The sequence below is a fragment of the Phaeobacter sp. CC-HEC084 genome (genome assembly GCF_059429255.1).
In genome coordinates this window covers 2,501-19,922 of the sequence record NZ_JCAIJQ010000002.1, presented here as the reverse complement: position 1 = coordinate 19,922, position 17,422 = coordinate 2,501, and the positions used below count along the sequence as shown (strand labels likewise).

Below are 17,422 nucleotides of genomic sequence, written 5' to 3'. Positions count from 1 at the left end.
TATGGCGCGTGCTGCCCCCTATGACCGAGACGCGACCCTGGACGCCGCGATGTCGTTATTCTGGGAACGGGGGTATCACGCGACCTCTCTCAAGGATCTCGAAGCGGCGCTGTCGATGAAACCCGGCAGCATCTATGCCGCCTTCAAGAGCAAGGAGAACCTCTATCTCCTTGCCATGGAGCGCTATACTGACCGGTTCCGGGCGCTGTTCCGGGAGCGGATCGCCAAGGCCTCTTCACCGTTGCAGGGGATGGCAGATTACCTGCATGGTTTTGCAGCCCTGCCCGAGGAGGATGCCGCCCGACAAGCCTGCATGCTGGTCAAGACCATCGTTGCGACACGATCCACCGAACCGGCCATCGCGGCCCAATCTGAGGTCTACCTGACCCTGATGCGGGACGGGTTCCGGCAGATGTTCGAAGCCGCGCGAGCACGCGGGGAGATCCCTGCCGATAGCGATTGCTCTACCCTCGCCCGCCGTTTTCAGGCCTACGTAAATGTCTTGCGCCTCGAGCATCATCAGGGAACGGACGAGCGGGAAATCGAAGCCCTTGCCCGAAGCCTGGCATCAGAGATCGAGGCACTCCGCATAGGAGAAAAATAGCAGGACAAACAAGTCTGTGGGTGCGGACCTGCAATACTGCAAAGGAGACACTGGGGCCTGTGCGAGGTCTGATAGAGCGTGTCGAGGCTTCACCAGAAATGATGTGCTTGCCGATCACGTAGATCGATCTCGGATAGTACCAGCCATTAATAGGTGGCGGATTACGGCCAGATGTTTGGTCTCAAGCCTATTTAGCGGCTTGCCTGAGCCATTCGGCGAAGATCTTGACGCCGTGTTTGTTGCGCGACAGCGGATTGAGCACGAGGCAATAGTCAAACCCTTGCAGCTCAGGCCCTTGGATTTGCCGGTAGCGACCGGATTTCAGACCTTCATCGACAAGCACGCTGCTGGACAACAGCAACCCCAGCCCCTGATCCAGCGCATTGAACGCCGCGCTTTCATCACTGAAACGGGTAATGCGATCGGGCGGGAAGGTTTCCCCGGCTTCCTTGAACCATTCCTCCCAGGTGGGGCCTCCCATGTCGGCATTGCGCCAGCGATACCCCAGCAACCGACTGTCCTGCGCGCCGGTCTCCGGTTGATCGGCCAGGCTGACTGGGAGGTAGCGGTCCGAGACCAAAATCTCGGCCTCCTCATTCGCGGCGGACTGGGGGCCATATCGGATCGCCAGGTCCAGTCGACCAGTCCGCAAGTCCAGAACGTCGTCATCGGTTTCGACTTCGACCCGGATGTCGCCATGCTTGTCGAAGAAATCTGAGAGACGCGGAACCAGCCAGCGTTCCGCAAAGGCATACGTTGTCGTGACCCGGACCAGAGATTGCTCGACGTCCTTGTCGAGCATCGCGAAGGCTTCGCCAAGGGTATCAAAGGCAGTCTGCAGCTTGGGAAACAACTCCTGCCCCGCAGGCGTGAGGGCGATCTGACGCGGACGGCGTTCCACCAATTGAAACCCAAGGTAGGCTTCAAGATGCCTGATCTGATGGCTGATAGCGGTCGCGGTGACGCCGAGTTCGTCCCCTGCATCGGCAAAGCTCAGCCTCCGGGCAACCGCTTCGAAGGCGCGAATTGCGTTTAACGGCAGTAGTTTACGCATGGTGTTTCTCACCGGCGAAAGGAAATCTCAGCATGGCCTGAAGAATGGTCATTTGTTTTTCGGCCTCCTCTTTCTGAAGCTTGTGGAATGAAAAGGGAGGAACAAATGACACGTAACATTATCACCACCCGGCGCCAGTTGATCAAGGGGGGGCTTGCAACCGCCGCCGCCATCGCCAGCCCGGCCATCCTGCGTGCGCAGGGCCGTCGCACCCTGTCGATGCTCACCTGGGCGGGCCATGCCGACCCGGATGTGATCGGCGCCTTCGAGGAGGCGCATAACGTTCGCATCCGCGCCAAGGAATATGTCGGCGGCGACCAGATGCTCGCGCAAATCGCGCAGTCTCCGGCCGGAACCTACGATGTAATCCTGTCGGACGCGGAATACGTCGTCCAATTGCAGCAGGCGGGTTTCATTGAACCGCTGACACCCGAGGATTACCCGTTCGACGATTTTTTCCCGGAGTTCCAGAACTTCCGCGGTCACTGGTTCGACGGTCAGCCCTATGCGGTCTTCCTGCGGTTCGGCTTCCTCGGCCTGTCCCATAACCGCGCCGCGATGAGCGAGGCGGAAGCCCGCAGCTATCGCAGCATGTGGGGTTCTCAGCATGAGGGGCGGATCGGCCATTTTGACTGGCATCTGCCCAACCTGGGCGCGCTGAGCCTTCTCAATGGCAACGCGTCACCGTTTGATCTGGATGAGGCGCACTGGACGGAACTGACCGAGACGATGATGTCGCTCCGACCGCAGGTGCGCGGTTTCTATGACTACGGCGGGATGCTGTCAGCGCTGCGCTCGGGCGAGGTTTCCGCAATCCCCGGCATCGGGGACTGGATCACCGGCGTGCTGGCGCGCGATGGCGCGGATGTCACCACGACCATCCCCGAGGAAGGCGGCCTGCAATGGACCGAGTCGCTGTCGATTGGCACGCGGTCGGAAAACCAGGATCTGGCCCGAACATTCATCCAGTACATGCTGTCCCCCGAAGGACAGGTGAAGACCGCCACGCTCAAGGCCTATCCGGCGATGATCCCGACACGGGCGGGCTGGGCGCGACTGAATGATGAACTGCCGGGCGAGGCACAGCGTCAGAACATGGTGCTTAACGGCCCCAATGCGCTCGATGAAATCCGCGCCGGGCGTATCCGCCTGCGGGAGCTTCCGGTCCAGCAATCGCTGGAGACCTGGAACGACGCCTGGACGCGTTACAAGAACGCCTGATGTCCGGTCCGGCCCCGGCGCACTCGCCGGGGCCGCAGCCCTATCGGAGATATCGACATGACTTCCCCTGCTTTCCCGGCCCGCACCTCGGGGCGCCGCTTCCACTTCTTCTTCAATCGTGCCTGGCAGGCGCTTTGGGTCCTGCCGCTGCCTGCCTGGTTGCTGCTGTTCTTTGCAGTGCCGCTTGGCCTTCTGGTGGCGATTTCCTTCTGGTCCGTGGTGAACTATCGGCTGACACCGGACGCCACGCTGTCGGCCTGGCGTTATGTTCTGGGCCTTGATTTCCTCTGGGCCAGCTTCTGGCGCAGCTACGGGCTGTCGATGGCCAGCGCTGTCGCGATTTCGCTGCTGGCGTTTCCGGCCTCCTACGCGATGGCCTTTGTCGCAGCGCCGCGCCAGCGACTGGTGCTGCTGGGACTTGCGATTGCGCCGTTTTTCACAAGCTACCTCGTCCGCATCTATTCCTGGCAGGTCTTCCTGACCGAGGGCGGCGTGATTTCCTCCATCGTGCAGGCGTTGGGCGGCAAGGGGGAGAGCCTTCTCAACACCTATTTCGCGCTGTTCCTCGGCCACGCAACTCTGGCGCTGCCGGTCGTACTGATCCTGCAAACCATCGCCCTTGCCAATGTGGACCGGACCGGAATTTCGGCTGCTGCCAACCTTGGCGCGCGTCCCGGAGCCATCCTGTTCCGCGTCATCCTGCCTGCGGCCCGGCCCGGGCTGACGCTGGGGCTGCTGTTCGCCTTCCTGCTGTCCTATGCCGAGTTCGTCAGCGCCTCTTATCTGGGCGGTGGCACCTTCCAGACCCTGCCGATCCTCGTGACCGACCTTGTCCGGGCCGGTCAGCAATGGCCGCGCGCCGCCGTGGTGTCGCTGCTGATGATCGCCAGCCTGCTGGTCACCGCCTTTGTAACCGTCCTCTGGGCCTATCGCGAGAAAGGATAAGACATGCCTCCGCATCTGAAACACGCCTTGCCAAAAGCCTTCTGGATTGCCGGACTCGCATTGGTTTTCCTGCTGCTCTACGCACCGATCCTGTCGGCGGTCCTGTTTTCCTTCAGTGCCGACCGTTTCCCAAGCCTCGATATGTCCGGGTTCAGCACCAAATGGTACGCGCAGGTCCTGACCGATCGTGCCATGCTAGAGGCCCTTTGGAACAGCCTGACGGTTGCCGGGATTACCGCGCTGATCGCCACAACCCTGGGATTTGCCGCCGCCTACGCGGACTATCGTTTCCGGTTCTTTGGACAGAAGGCCGTGCTCGCGCTGGCCTTGCTGCCGCCGACGGTTCCGCTGGTTATCCTTGGCCTCGCCATGCTGGCCTTCTTCTCCCGCATCGGCATAGCCGGCACGCTTGCGGCCGTAGTTGCCGCGCATGTGGTGATCGCCGCGCCCTTTGCGATGGCGGTCTGCCGTCTGCGGCTGGCGCAGCTGGATGAGACGCTGGAAACTGCAGCGCAGAACCTGGGTGCGTTGCCGCATTCCGCGCTCGCCCGCATCGTGCTGCCGCACACGCTGCCCGCCATTCTCGCTGCCTTCCTGATCACCTTTGCAGTATCATTCGACGAGTATGTGATCTCTTGGTTCACGGGCGGTTTGAACCAGACCATTCCGGTTGCGGTTCTGACCACCCTTCAGGGGCAGGTCGATCCCACCATCCACGTTATCGGCACATTGAGTTTTTCCGTCACGCTGACGCTGGTTCTGATCGCGCTTGCCGTGGTCCTGAGCCAGAGCGGCGGCGCCATGTCCAAGGAGGAGACATCATGACCAACACACATCTGAAACTGGACGGGCTTGCCAAGTCCTATGGCAACTTCGTCGCCGTCGAAGAGTTTTCGCTGGACATTGCGCAAGGTGAGTTCATCGCAATCATGGGGCCGTCCGGCTGTGGCAAGACAACGAGCCTGCGCATGCTTGCCGGTCTTGAAACCGCAGACCGTGGCCAGATCACCCTTGCGGGCAACCGGATCGACCAACTGCCGGTCTGGGAACGGGAAACCCCCATGGTCTGGCAAAGCCTGGCCTTGTTCCCCTTCATGACCGTGCGGGAAAACGTCGAGTTCGGGCTCAAGATGCGCGGCGTTGCCGCTGCAGAGCGCCGTCGTCGCGCCGATGACTGGCTGGAGCGGCTGGGCATTTCCACCTACGCAGACCGCAATGTCGCGCGGCTGTCAGGCGGTCAGCGCCAGCGCGTCGCTCTGGCCCGCAGCCTTGTGCTGGAGCCCAAAGTGCTGCTGCTGGACGAGCCGCTTTCGGCGCTGGACGCTCATATGGCGATCAAGATGCAGGGCGAGTTGAAAAAACTTCAGCGCGAGCTTGGCATCACATTCGTCTATGTCACCCACAGCCACTCCGAGGCCTTCTCGCTCGCGGACCGCGTGGTGATCATGAACGGCGGCCGGGTGGAGCAGATCGGCAGCCCGCAGGACATCTTCCTGCGCCCACGCAGCAAGTTCGTCGCGCAATTCGTCGGCGGGATCAGCCTGCTGGAGGGACGGATTTCCGGCAAGGAGGACGGCAAACGCTTTCTGGAAACACGCGACGGCAAGGTCCAGCTTGCCGACAGCAGCGGACTGACACAAGGCGACAGCGCCGATCTGGCTGTACGGGCGGACAGGATCTCTGTGACCGTCAACCCGGGCTGGGGCGAGAACGAAATCGCCTGCACGCTGGTGTCCGAGGAGTTCGCCGGTGCGGTCGTCAATCTGCATCTCGAAACCGCATCCGGCCACAGCCTGGTGGCGCAAGTCCAGCAGCGCGAGCTCGAGCAGCTGGACGCAAGCACCGGGGCGCGGGTCTATGCCTCCTGGCACCCCTGCGACGGCTTTATTCTGGAGAGCGCGCAGCGATCGGAAGCAGGCGCCAAGGTGAGGGCCGCATGAGTTCTGTTCTCGACAATACCATGGAGGCTCTGAAAAGAGCCGGACAGGAGGGAGAGATTTTCCTCTCCCTCCTACCGGACCGTGCCCGCGCGGAAGCCCGTCAAAGCGATGATCGCACAGAGAAATTAGGCCCCCTCGATGGGGCCACACTCTCTTGGAAGGACATGTTCGCGCTCAACGGCGTCACCGCGCGGGCTGGCTCCGCCCACTGGCGTCCCTCAGCCCCCGCCACAGCGGATGCAGAGGTCGTGACGCGCGCCCGCAAGGCCGGTCTGGTCAGCATCGGCATCACCAATCAATCCGAGCTGGCCTTCTCCGGCATCGGCTACAACCCGCATCACGGCACCCCGCTTCTCGACGGCCGGGTGCCGGGCGGATCCTCCTCGGGGGCTGCGGCCTCTGTTGCGCGCGGGATCACCCGCCTCGCTGTCGGCACCGATACCGCTGGCTCCTGCCGGGTGCCTGCGGCGTTTCAGGGTGTGGTGGGCTTTCGCCCCACGCGCGGCCGCTATCCGATCAGCGACGTGATGCCGCTCGCGCCCAGCTATGATACGGTTGGCAGCTTTGCCCGCTCGGTCAGCGATATCATCGAGCTGGATGCCATTCTGTCCGGCGACAGCGCCCGCCCGGAGGCCGCCAGACGTTTTACGGTTCTCAGCGATGTGCTCGACGAAGGCGGTGTTGCCGCGCCGGTCGCTCAGCGCTGCAGAGAGGCAGTCGCGGCGCTCGCGCAGGCGGGCGTGTCGATGGAGCACTTCAGGCAGTCGCCGCTCGCCGAGGCGCTGGCGCTGATCCGTGCGGGCGGTTGGCCGGGCGCTGTCGAAGCGGTTGAGACCTACGGGCATCTGCTGGAAACCGAGAACGCCCGCCACCTCGATCCCTTTGTCGCGGTGCGGCTGCGCGCCTCCGCCGATCTGGACCCCGAGAAGATCGCCCGCGTCAAAGAGGGAGCGCAGGCGCTGCGCAAAACCGTACGAGCCTCCGATGCCATCTACGTTCTGCCGACGGCTGCGATTGAGGCCCCGCATCTGGCGCCGCTGCTGGAAGATCCCGAGAGCTTTGCCGCAACGAATGCTGCGGCGCTCCGCCTGACCATGCCCGCCAGCTTGCTGGATTTGCCCGCCATTTCCCTGCCCGTCGGCAAGACGGACGCGGGCTGCTGGGTCGGCCTGCAACTGGTCGGCGCGCCGGACAGCGACCGCACTCTGCTCGCCACCGCCGTAATGGTCGAAACGCTGCTGATGCAAAAGGAAGTGTGACATGATCCGAAACCCGATAAAATGGCCGAACGGCGCCCGCTGTGCCTGTGCGATCACCTTTGACGTCGATGCCGACAGCCTGATCCAGATCGCCCGCCCCGACGACGGGCACCGCCGCCTCTACCCGATCAGCATGGGCCGCTATGGCCCGAATTCCGGCGTGCCACGCATTCTGGACACCTACCGGCGGCTGGGGCTGAAACAATCCTTCTTCATACCCGGCTGGGTGATGGAGCAATACCCCGCGACGGTCGAGGCGATCCTTGCGGGGGGCCATGAGATCGGCCACCACGGGTATCTGCACGAAGACCCCGCCGAACAGAGCGCCGAGGAACAGACCTATTGGTTCGAACGGGCGCTCGAGGTGCACCGGAAGATGACCGGCAGCACCCCGCGCGGCTATCGCGCCCCGGTCTATAACGTCACCCCGGAGGTGCTGTCGCTCGCGGTGAAACACGGGCTGACCTATGAAAGCTCAATGATGGCGGACGATCTGCCCTATCGGATCGACACCGCATCCGGCTCTCTCTACGAGCTGCCGGTGCATTGGGGCAGCGACGACTGGCCGCCTTTCGCGCATTTCGACGAGATCGGCTACAAGATGCCGGTGATGTCGCCGCGCCGCGGGCTGGAGGCCTCGTTTGACGAGTTCGAAGCGCAATACGAGGCCGGTGGCCTCTGGATCGGCATCTGGCACCCGTTCCTGACCGGGCGGCTGGCCCGCTGGCGGGTGGTGGAGCGCTGGCTCGAAGAGGTGCTGTCGCGCGGCGATGTCTGGTTCGCACCGCTGGAAGAGATCGCCGCCTATGCCGCCAGCCAGGAGGCCGAAGGCGCCTGGCAGCCGCACCGCGAGCCTGCCGTCCCCTACCCACATCCTGTCCTGATGGAGAAATGAAGATGGATACCCTCAACACCCCCTTTGATGCCGCACGGCCCGACGGTGAGAACCCGAGCGCGCATCAGACCCTTGCGGAGGATGGTCGCCTCAGTGCCGGTACCACCTACACCATTCCCGCCCGTCAGGGCCGGGCAATGCGCGTGAAAAAGGGCGAACTGCTGTCGGTCATCAACCGCGACGGCAGCCAGATCGGCGATTTCTGGGCCTTTGCCGAGGGCGACTGCAACGAATACCTGTCGATGGAGCACCTGCGCCCGACGCTGCGGCGCGTGTCGCCGCGCCCCGGCGATGCGCTGGTGACCAACCGCCGCCGCCCGATCCTCACGCTGGTTGAGGACACTTCGCCCGGCGTGCACGACACGCTGGTCGCTTCCTGCGATGTGCACCGCTACGCGCAACTAGGCCACGAGGGCTATCACGACAATTGCACCGACAACCTGCGCATGGCGCTGGGGGCCATCGGCCTGCGCCCGACATCGGTGCCTTGCCCGCTGAACCTCTGGATGAACACGCCGGTGGTCGATGACGGCGCGATGGAGTGGCGGGCTCCGGTTTCGAGCAAGGGCGATCACGTGCTGTTCCGTGCGGAAATGGACGCCGTGGTGGTGATTTCCTGCTGCCCGATGGACCTGTTGCCGATCAATGGCGAGGATGCGCAACCGAGCGCGCTGGAAGTCCTGTTGCATCAGGACGCTGAGTGAACCGGTTTGCAGCGGATTGCACAAAACACAGGGGGCGCGGATCGAAATCCGCACCCCCCGATTTTACCGCCCCAGACGGGTGTCTCAGGCGGCCTCTGCCGCTGCACCGGCCAGTTTCGCGGCCAGCGCGCGGGTGCGGGTCTCTGCCGCTTCAACCGAGGCCTCGTGACGCGCGTCCTTGAACTCCTGATATTCGATCGCGATGGTATCGATATCCGCCTGCGCTACGCCGAAGTAATGCGCACAGGCCGCCAGCGCCGGGTCAAGCGCGTTGAGATGCGCCCGCACACCGCCCGGGGCAAAGCCGAACTCGCCGCGCGAGGACAGCACCACCAGCCGCTTGCCCGACAGGATCGGTTCAATCGGGGTGTCGCCGCGCGCCAGATCAAAGGAAAAGGTCCGGCCGATCCGTGCGATATGATCGATCCAGCCTTTCAGGGCGGTCGGCATGCCGTAGTTGTACATCGGCGCGCCCAGGACGACGATATCCGCCGCGATCACCTCATCGACCAGCTCATCAGACAGCGCCAGGCGCTCGATCATCCACGGCTCGCGCTCTTCGGGTGAGGTGAAGGCCGCGTGAATGAATTTATGGTCGATCGCCGGGATCGGGTTCAAGCCGACATCGCGGGTGATGACTTTCGTCTCCGGTGCCTGAGCCAGAAAGTTTTTCGTGAACAGCCCGGTCAGATGACGCGTGAGGGAGCGTTCTTCAAGCTGGGCGCTTGCATCAATTCGCAACAGAGTGGGCATGGGAAATCTCCTGAGTTTTTCCACTTCGCGCCATGCCTACCAAGTGGCCAACCCACTGGCGAAAGCGAATATCTCAGGGTCTGGATGAATAGGATTCATCCAGGCTGCACCCAAACGGAAAGGACAAGATCAATGCGGCGACTGCCTCCGCTACACGCACTCCGCGCCTTTGAAGCCGCTGCCCGACACCTGCATTTTGCCCGTGCCGCCGCTGAGCTTCACCTGACGCCGACCGCGATCAGCCACCAGATCCGCCAGCTGGAAGAGATCCTAGAGGTGAAACTCTTTCATCGTTATCCGCGCCCGATCCGCCTGTCGGCAGAAGGCGAGGCCCTGTATCCGGTGCTGCGCGAGAGTTTCGACCGAATAGCCGACACCATCGCCGGGATTTCCGAGCGGGATACGGACCGCCCGTTGACGGTTTCCGTCACGGTGGCTTTCGCCAGTCTCTGGCTCATGCGGCGGCTGCCTGCATTGCGCAGCGAGGCCGGGATGAACCTGAAGGTCGAGGCTGACAACCGACCGGTGGACCTGTCCGGTGGCGATGTCGATTTTGCGGTGCGCTACGCCGTCCAACCCGAACCGCTGGGCCGATGGCTGCCACTGTTCGAAGACAGCCTGATCCCGCTCTGCGCACCTGACCTGCTGCGCCGCTGTCCGGTCAACGACGATGCCGGTATCCTGCGCCTGCCGCTGATCGAATACCGCTGGAGTGGCGGCGCAGAAGCGGCGCCCAGCTGGCAACGCTGGTGCCGCGCTGCCGGGCTTACGGGGGAGGCACCAGAGGTTACACAGCACTTTTCCGAGGAAATCCATGCCATTGACTCGGCGCTTGCAGGTCAGGGCGTGGTGCTGGCGTCCAGCGTTCTGGCCGCCTCTGCTATGACCACCGGGCAGCTGGTGCGCCTATCCGATACGGACTTGCCCGGCAGAACCTTCTGGGCAGTGAGCCGCGCCGATCATCCGCGCTTTGCCGAAGTGGAGCACTTCGCAAACTGGGCGCGGGCTTCCGGGTAGGTTTGGCAGCACGAGACGTCGTGCTTGTAGGTTTGCTGTGTGCTGCCAGCATCCCACTGGCAGCCTTCAGTATAGGAGGCTGCCGCGAGGCTTCATCAGCGGGCTGCTGGTCCGATCAGGTGAAGAGGAAAGTCTCCGCGAGGTTCAGGTCATCGACCGCGATGTTTTCCACCAGCACAGAGGTCTCGGCAAACGTTATCAGGACGTCGTCACCCGATTGGGCAAACGTGATTTCGTTCATGGCCTCTGCCCCCCTGGTGATTTCAATGGTGTCGGAGCCGTAATCAAAATCCGTGATCGTGTCGTTGCCGACATTACGGCCGAATACAAACCTGTCCGCCCCGAAGCTCCCGGTGAGCAGATCATCCCCGAAACCGCCTTTGAGCGTGTCCTGTGCACGTCCACCGTGCAGGGTATCATCGCCGCGTCGGCCAAGAAGTTCATCATGACCGCTACCACCGTCAAGATTATCCCTCCCCTGGCCGCTGTAGAGAAGATCGTCGTCCTTGCCGCCAAACAGTACATCGTTACCCTGCGACCCCCTCAGAGTGTCAGAGCCGGAGTTCCCTTTCAGGGTATCCTGACCCCAGCCACCGATCAGACTATCGTCACCGGCTCTTCCGAAAAGCGCGTCATGCCTCCGGCCTCCATCAAGAGTATCCGCCCCTTCTCCACCGTAGAGAAAATCGTCGCCGTCCTGAGCACTTGATTGCCATGTTACGACGAAACCGCCATCCGAAAGGGCCGTGACGCTGGGATAATACCGGTTGTCTGTGGTTTCAGTATTGACCTGGAATTCAGAACCGACGGCAACCCCGGCCGCATCATAGCGCTGGCCAAAGATGCCCTCGGTATTCCCGATCCCGTCGGCTGAGTGCCATGTGACGACAAAGCCTCCAGCATTAAGCCCCGTCACGCTTGGGATAGCTTGATCGCCAACTGTATATGTATTGACAAGGAATTCAGGACCGATCACAGCCCCATCCGCGTCATAGCGTTGGCCATAGATTCCAGCACCATCGCCGTCCTGATCTCTTGTTTCCCATGTCACGACGAATCCGCCACCCGACAGCGCCGCCACGCTGGGCTGCCTTTGACTGGAAGCCGTCTCGGTATTGACTAGGAATTCAGACCCCAGGGTCGGGAAGGTTTGCGATGAGGTTCGTGTGACCATGTGGACAGGGTTCCTATAGAAAATGGGTCTTGTCTAAAGGCGCGCATACAAAGTGCACGCCGCAAAATGGATGGGCCTCCGCCGACAGTGTCGGACGCGGCTTGGAACTGTTTTTCTGTGCGGAAAAATGTCGAACTTGCTAACGGCCTGATAGACTACGCGCCAGAAGGCTGCGAATGAAAGAGATAGGTCACATCACGTTTTCGTGTGCTTTCAGGCATTCACTAGAGCCGCGTAAACCTAAAAGATCATGAGGCTTTCCTCTACCCCGCCGTTGCCGCTGAAAGGGCTCGGCGCGTATGTGAGCACTGTCACTGCCATATGGGCCTGGCCTGCTATCTTTATTGGTTTCCGACATCAAAAAATCTGCGACAGGTCCAGTCTGCTTGAAAGCCCACTGTGGCGAACCTCAGAGAGATGCACTCCAACTTAAACCACCGTCTAACCTGGGAGTTCGCGCCAAACTTTCGGATCGAGGCTGGCCGCAGCGAAAATCCCCCCCCAGAGGGCACCGGGGATTCCCGGACTCAATACGTCCTGACCTGCGAGGATGAGGCCCGGCACCGGGGTCTTTGCCTGAAGCGCGTCGCTTAGCACGCGTTCGGGTGTGACATCGATTCCGTAGAACCCACCATGGTGATGCCCAGTGATCGCTTCGGTCGAGAGTGGCGTCGAAAGAGTACGGAACACCACGAGCTTGGCGAGGTCAGGAAAATGTGTTTCGAACTGCGCAAAGAGGGTTTCCTCGACCGCTTCCTTGAAGACCTGATAGTCCGCCCCTCGTGCGCCCGGCTCCAGATAGGCCCATTTTTCCACGACTGACCAATCGGTCCACGCCACGATTTCCCCGGCGTATTTCCGGGATGGGCCGGGATCGTGGGCGCTGTCCTTGAGCGACGCAAAAGAAACAAACATGCCCTCGGGCGGAGTGTCTGGTGCGTCGGCCCAGACGACATCGACCTTTCCGCCCGGGTATATCCAGTGGTTCGAGCGGGTCGCTCCGGCAGCCTCGATATCGCCCTCAAAGCCGATGAACAGGCTGAAATGCGCAACCGAGTGAGGCAAGGCGTGGATTTGCTCAATCCAGTCCTGATGTCCACAGCCCTCGGGCAGGAGGCTATTCACCGTTTCCCGCGCACCGATATCAGAAATCACGGCTCCGGCGCGGATTTCCTCTCCCGCTGCCGTGCGTACCCCAACGACCCGCTCATTCTCGATGACCAGTGTTTCAACCCGTGTGTTCGCCCGTGCCGCCCCCCCGGCTTTGGTGATCGTCGGCAGGATGTGTCGGGCAAAAGCCGCACCGCCGCCCACCGGATACCAGGCACCACTCTCCAGATAGGAGCCTGTGATCAGTGCGTGCATCGCAAAGCTTGCCTTACTGGGCCTGCCGCCGTGGTCGAACCATTGCGCGGCGAAAGCTGCAGCGAGGTCAGGGTTGTCGGTGATCTCGTCAATGACTTCCTGCGTTGTCCGCTTACACCATCGGTCGATGGCATGGCCGTGCCACCACTTCATCGCCGACCCGATGATCCCGGGCATGGCGCGTGTCGAAGTTACCGTAAAAGCCGCCTGCCTGCCCTCTCTGAGCGCCGCGATCCAGGCCTCAATGGCCTTGGTTTCGTCCGGAAAGCGGTCTTTGAGATCGCGCTCCTGCGCCCCGAAGGGCCGCGATAGGGACAGCGGCGGGGCGTCGCCGATGTGCAGGTTATCATATATGGCCCCCATGGAGGTGAACTTGATCGGCGTATCCGAGAGCCAGTCGAGCATGTGGCGTTCACGATCTTCGGGCGCGACGCAGTTGAGGTAGTGGATACCCGCGTCCCAGGAGAAACCCTCCATGGAAAAGCTGTGGGTCAGGCCGCCGAGCGTCTGGTACTGCTCCAGCAAAAGCACCTTGTGCCCGAGCTTCGACAACGCGGCAGCTGCAGCCATGCCGCCCATACCAGAGCCGATGATGATGGCATCCCAGCCATTTTTGTCGGTGTCAGCCATATTCACTCTCCTGCGCATCGCAATGTTTCGCATGAAATGATCTGTCCAAGTTTATTGGTAACAGCGGCCCGCCAATCGCGATTTGATCGCGATCAATCCAGCGGAAGGCGCAATCGAACGCCTGCTGGATCGGCTCGAAGGAGATGACGCCAGCGCCGCCCTCATGGAGCGCTTGAAGGCGAGGGAGGCGGAGCGCGATGCGCTCCGGGCGGAACTCGCGGAGATTTCCGAAGAGAACAGTTTCACTGTGCCTTCCCGGGAGGATCTGGAGGAGATCTACCGTGCCCAGGTCGCACGTCTGGAAGAGCTGCTGACCGGCAGCGATCATATGGTCGAGGCGAATGCGCTTTTGCGGGAGCTTCTGGGCGAAGTCCGCTTCTGGGGCGACCCGCAGGCAGAGGGTGGTGTTGCGATTGAGATCCGGGGAGAGGTGTCCCGGATGTTTCAAGGCACTGGTGGAACACAAGAAAGCGCCCCTTGGGACGCTGGCTTGTCTGCTTTGCAGATTTCAGTGGTTGCGGGAGCAGGATTTGAACCTGCGACCTTCAGGTTATGAGCCTGACGAGCTACCGGGCTGCTCCATCCCGCGGAGATTGTTGGTTATGATCGTTAGAGAGAATTTATTTTGGTATTTACTAGGTTTGGCGGTGACCTACTCTCCCAGGGCTTAAGCCCAAGTACCATTGGCGCGACGGCACTTAACTTCCGGGTTCGGGATGGGACCGGGTGTTTTGCTCGTGCTATGACCACCAAACCGAGTAAATACCAAAAGCTTCCGGCTTTTGGTATTGCGAGCTCCGTTGTGTCACGGGGCGCTTTCCAAAAGCGGAAGGTTTCAGATCAACGTTTTGTCCAGGTTTCGTTTTGCTTTTTGGTGTTTATGAGACTGTCTGTTACTGGAACAGATCAAGCCTATCGGGCGATTAGTACCGGTCAACTGAATGCATTGCTGCACTTACATCTCCGGCCTATTGACGTGGTGGTCTTCCACGGCCCTCAGGGATACCTTGTTTTGAGGGGGGCTTCCCGCTTAGATGCCTTCAGCGGTTATCCTTTCCGATCATAGCTACCCTGCACTACCGTTGGCACGATAACAGGTCCACCAGTGGATCGTTCACCCCGGTCCTCTCGTACTAGGGGCAACTCCTCTCAAGTATCCTACACCCACGGCAGATAGGGACCGAACTGTCTCACGACGTTCTAAACCCAGCTCACGTACCTCTTTAAACGGCGAACAGCCGTACCCTTGGGACCTGCTCCAGCCCCAGGATGAGATGAGCCGACATCGAGGTGCCAAACACTGCCGTCGATATGGACTCTTGGGCAGTATCAGCCTGTTATCCCCGGCGTACCTTTTATCCGTTGAGCGATGGCCCTTCCACTCGGGACCACCGGATCACTATGGCCGACTTTCGTCTCTGCTCGACTTGTCAGTCTCGCAGTCAGGCTGGCTTCTGCCATTGCACTCAACGAGCGATTTCCGACCGCTCTGAGCCAACCTTCGCGCGCCTCCGTTACGCTTTAGGAGGCGACCGCCCCAGTCAAACTACCCGCCACGCAGGGTCCCGGATCCGGATAACGGACCGCGGTTAGACATCAAGAGTGCGAAGGGTGGTATCTCAAGGGAGGCTCCACCGGAACTAGCGTTCTGGTTTCGATGCCTACCACCTATCCTGCACATCACAATCCTGATGCCAGTGCGAAGCTGTAGTAAAGGTGCACGGGGTCTTTCCGTCTAACCGCGGGAAGCCTGCATCTTGACAGGCAATTCAATTTCGCTGAGTCGATGTTGGAGACAGCGGGGAAGTCGTTACGCCATTCGTGCAGGTCGGAACTTACCCGACAAGGAATTTCGCTACCTTAGGACCGTTATAGTTACGGCCGCCGTTTACCTGGGCTTCAATTCGGAGCTCTCACTCCTCCTTTTAACCTTCAGGCACCGGGCAGGCGTCAGACCCTATACGTCGTCTTACGACTTCGCAGAGCCCTGTGTTTTTAATAAACAGTCGCCACCCCCTGGTTTGTGCCCCCGGATCCAAGTTGCCTTGAACCCGGGCCTCCTTCTCGCGAACTTACGGAGGTATTTTGCCGAGTTCCTTCAACATCGTTCTCTCAAGCGCCTTGGTATTCTCTACCAGTCCACCTGTGTCGGTTTAGGGTACGGTCTGATGGAGGGCTATTTCCAGGGACTGCTCAGCAGCCCAACCAATCCGATAAGGCTGAACTACAGTCGCAATCCGTCACATCCTCCTGGCCCAGGAATATTAACCTGGTTCCCATCGCCTACGCCTTTCGGCCTCGGCTTAGGGGCCGGCTTACCCTGCTCAGATTAGCTTTAAGCAGGAACCCTTGGACTTTCGGCGAGAGTGTCTCTCACACTCTTTGTCGCTACTCATGTCATCATTCTCGCTAGTGATCTCTCCACCGGATGGCTCACGCCCCGGCTTCATCGAAAGCCTCTTGTCTCCAATCTTCCCGAAGGAAGTAAGGAGACATGAGACTATGTCACACTACGCTCTGCTACCATGCACTATGTGCATCCTCGGCTTCGGCTCATGGCTTGAGCCCCGTTACATCTTCGCCGCAGGACAACTTATTTAGACCAGTGAGCTGTTACGCTATCTTTAAAGGATGGCTGCTTCTAAGCCAACCTCCTGGTTGTTTTGGTCGTCCCACCTGCTTTCCCACTTAGCCATGAATTGGGGGCCTTAGCCGGAGGTCAGGGTTGTTTCCCTCTCCACTACGGACGTTAGCATCCGCAGTGTGTCTGCCATCTAGTACTCCCGGGTATTCGGAGTTTGGTTAGGATCAGTAAGCCTGTGGGGCCCCATTACCCATCCAGTGCTCTACCCCCCGGGGTATTCGGATGACGCTCTACCTAAATAGATTTCGCAGAGAACCAGCTATCTCCGAGTTTGATTGGCCTTTCACCCCTAGGCACAGCTCATCCCGATCTTTTTCAACAGATGTGGGTTCGGTCCTCCAGTGCGTGTTACCGCACCTTCAACCTGGCCATGCCTAGATCACTCGGTTTCGGGTCTGATCCCACGAACTCATTCGCCCTATTAAGACTCGCTTTCGCTGCGCCTTCGCCTAGCGGCTTAAGCTTGCTCGTGAGACCAAGTCGATGACCCATTATACAAAAGGTACGCTGTCAGCCCTCAAGGGGCCTCCAACTGATTGTAGGCGTTCGGTTTCAGGTACTGTTTCACTCCCCTCGTCGGGGTGCTTTTCACCTTTCCCTCACGGTACTGGTTCACTATCGGTCAGTAAGGAGTACTTAGCCTTCGAAGGTGGTCCTCCGATCTTCAGACAGAATTTCACGTGTTCCGCCCTACTTAATACGTCCATCAAAGCTTCCTGTACGGGGCTATCACCCGCTATGGCTGCGCTTCCCAACGCATTCCAGTCACTTATCTGGCTCGGCTGGTCCCCGTTCGCTCGCCGCTACTAAGGGAGTATCAATTGATGTCCTTTCCTCCGGGTACTTAGATGTTTCAGTTCCCCGGGTTTGCTCTTAAAACCCTATGTATTCAGGTTTTAAGTACCTGGTTCAGCAAGATATTGGCTACCGTGGTAACAATATCGAACTGTCAGGTGGGTTCCCCCATTCGGAAATTCATGGATCAAAGCCTATTCTCGGCTCCCCATGACTTATCGCAGAGTATCACGTCCTTCATCGCCTCTTACTGCCAAGGCATTCACCAAACGCCCTTCTCGCGCTTGATCTGGTCCAGAAAGAGACAGTCTTTGACAACTGTCGGATCCGGAAGCTGGTTCACAACCGGATCATCTGTCTCTGAACCAAAAAGCATACTTTCCCGCTCTTCCATCCTTATGCCTGTGATGTCGGTCGCAGGC

The 17,422-nt window shown here is 60.4% G+C and carries 14 protein-coding genes, 1 tRNA gene and 2 rRNA genes; 9 read left to right on the top strand and 8 right to left on the bottom strand.

The genetic code is table 11. The features are described 5' to 3' along the window. The first annotated feature begins 1 nt into the window (after position 1). Positions 2 to 604 (top strand): TetR/AcrR family transcriptional regulator, encoded by a 603-nt coding sequence (locus AC5SSZ_RS00485; protein WP_495436112.1) that lies wholly within the window; start codon positions 2 to 4, stop codon positions 602 to 604. A gap of 187 nt (positions 605 to 791) precedes the next feature. Here AC5SSZ_RS00485 and AC5SSZ_RS00480 read toward each other — a convergent pair whose 3' ends face one another. Beyond that, positions 792 to 1,658, bottom strand: a complete 867-nt coding sequence (locus tag AC5SSZ_RS00480) for a LysR substrate-binding domain-containing protein (RefSeq protein ID WP_495436110.1) — start codon at positions 1,656 to 1,658, stop codon at positions 792 to 794. A gap of 105 nt (positions 1,659 to 1,763) precedes the next feature. On the opposite strand from AC5SSZ_RS00480, the gene AC5SSZ_RS00475 reads away from it, so the two are divergent. Genes AC5SSZ_RS00475 through AC5SSZ_RS00445 form a run of 7 tightly spaced genes read left to right on the top strand, consistent with a single transcriptional unit; the run spans position 1,764 to position 8,622 of the window. Then, positions 1,764 to 2,879, top strand: a complete 1,116-nt coding sequence (locus AC5SSZ_RS00475) for a polyamine ABC transporter substrate-binding protein (RefSeq protein ID WP_495436108.1) — start codon at positions 1,764 to 1,766, stop codon at positions 2,877 to 2,879. 57 nt (positions 2,880 to 2,936) lie between these two features. Continuing rightward, a complete protein-coding gene (locus tag AC5SSZ_RS00470) occupies positions 2,937 to 3,824 on the top strand; it encodes an ABC transporter permease (protein ID WP_082996032.1) in 888 nt (295 codons plus the stop codon). A 3-nt stretch (positions 3,825 to 3,827) separates the two neighbouring features. Then, complete coding sequence (locus tag AC5SSZ_RS00465; RefSeq protein ID WP_274836548.1) at positions 3,828 to 4,649, top strand: ABC transporter permease; 822 nt, start codon at positions 3,828 to 3,830, stop codon at positions 4,647 to 4,649. Further along, positions 4,646 to 5,764 (top strand): ABC transporter ATP-binding protein, encoded by a 1,119-nt coding sequence (locus AC5SSZ_RS00460; RefSeq protein WP_368981902.1) that lies wholly within the window; start codon positions 4,646 to 4,648, stop codon positions 5,762 to 5,764. Before AC5SSZ_RS00465 ends, AC5SSZ_RS00460 begins: the two co-directional genes overlap by 4 nt. Next, on the top strand, positions 5,761 to 7,023 hold the full coding sequence (locus tag AC5SSZ_RS00455) for an amidase family protein (RefSeq protein WP_495436105.1): 1,263 nt from the start codon (positions 5,761 to 5,763) through the stop codon (positions 7,021 to 7,023). The genes AC5SSZ_RS00460 and AC5SSZ_RS00455 overlap by 4 nt, the downstream gene beginning before the upstream one ends. A 1-nt stretch (position 7,024) precedes the next feature. Then, positions 7,025 to 7,918 (top strand): polysaccharide deacetylase family protein, encoded by an 894-nt coding sequence (locus AC5SSZ_RS00450; RefSeq protein ID WP_495436103.1) that lies wholly within the window; start codon positions 7,025 to 7,027, stop codon positions 7,916 to 7,918. A 2-nt stretch (positions 7,919 to 7,920) separates the two neighbouring features. After that, a complete protein-coding gene (locus tag AC5SSZ_RS00445; RefSeq protein WP_495436101.1) occupies positions 7,921 to 8,622 on the top strand; it encodes a DUF1989 domain-containing protein in 702 nt (233 codons plus the stop codon). 84 nt (positions 8,623 to 8,706) lie between these two features. On the opposite strand, the gene AC5SSZ_RS00440 is transcribed toward AC5SSZ_RS00445, so the two are convergent. Next, entirely contained in the window at positions 8,707 to 9,375 is a 669-nt protein-coding gene (locus AC5SSZ_RS00440; protein WP_495436098.1) for an FMN-dependent NADH-azoreductase, read from the bottom strand. 132 nt (positions 9,376 to 9,507) lie between these two features. On the opposite strand from AC5SSZ_RS00440, the gene AC5SSZ_RS00435 reads away from it, so the two are divergent. Beyond that, positions 9,508 to 10,392 (top strand): LysR substrate-binding domain-containing protein, encoded by an 885-nt coding sequence (locus AC5SSZ_RS00435; RefSeq protein ID WP_495436096.1) that lies wholly within the window; start codon positions 9,508 to 9,510, stop codon positions 10,390 to 10,392. A 115-nt stretch (positions 10,393 to 10,507) separates the two neighbouring features. Here the strand turns inward: AC5SSZ_RS00435 and AC5SSZ_RS00430 are convergent, their stop codons facing one another. The 6 genes from AC5SSZ_RS00430 to AC5SSZ_RS00405 all read right to left on the bottom strand — a co-directional run bounded on the left by AC5SSZ_RS00430 (position 10,508) and on the right by AC5SSZ_RS00405 (position 17,290). Then, positions 10,508 to 11,566, bottom strand: a complete 1,059-nt coding sequence (locus AC5SSZ_RS00430) for a calcium-binding protein (protein ID WP_495436093.1) — start codon at positions 11,564 to 11,566, stop codon at positions 10,508 to 10,510. Between the two features lie 441 nt (positions 11,567 to 12,007). Next, positions 12,008 to 13,561 (bottom strand): phytoene desaturase family protein, encoded by a 1,554-nt coding sequence (locus AC5SSZ_RS00425; protein ID WP_495436091.1) that lies wholly within the window; start codon positions 13,559 to 13,561, stop codon positions 12,008 to 12,010. Beyond that, complete coding sequence (locus tag AC5SSZ_RS00420; protein WP_495436089.1) at positions 13,554 to 14,027, bottom strand: hypothetical protein; 474 nt, start codon at positions 14,025 to 14,027, stop codon at positions 13,554 to 13,556. The genes AC5SSZ_RS00425 and AC5SSZ_RS00420 overlap by 8 nt, the downstream gene beginning before the upstream one ends. Before the next feature lie 46 nt (positions 14,028 to 14,073). After that, positions 14,074 to 14,150: transfer RNA gene (locus AC5SSZ_RS00415), tRNA-Met, on the bottom strand. Positions 14,151 to 14,200: 50 nt separating this feature from the next. Continuing rightward, positions 14,201 to 14,315, bottom strand: a 5S ribosomal RNA gene (rrf, locus tag AC5SSZ_RS00410). Between the two features lie 148 nt (positions 14,316 to 14,463). Next, positions 14,464 to 17,290, bottom strand: a 23S ribosomal RNA gene (locus tag AC5SSZ_RS00405). Positions 17,291 to 17,422: the final 132 nt, after the last annotated feature.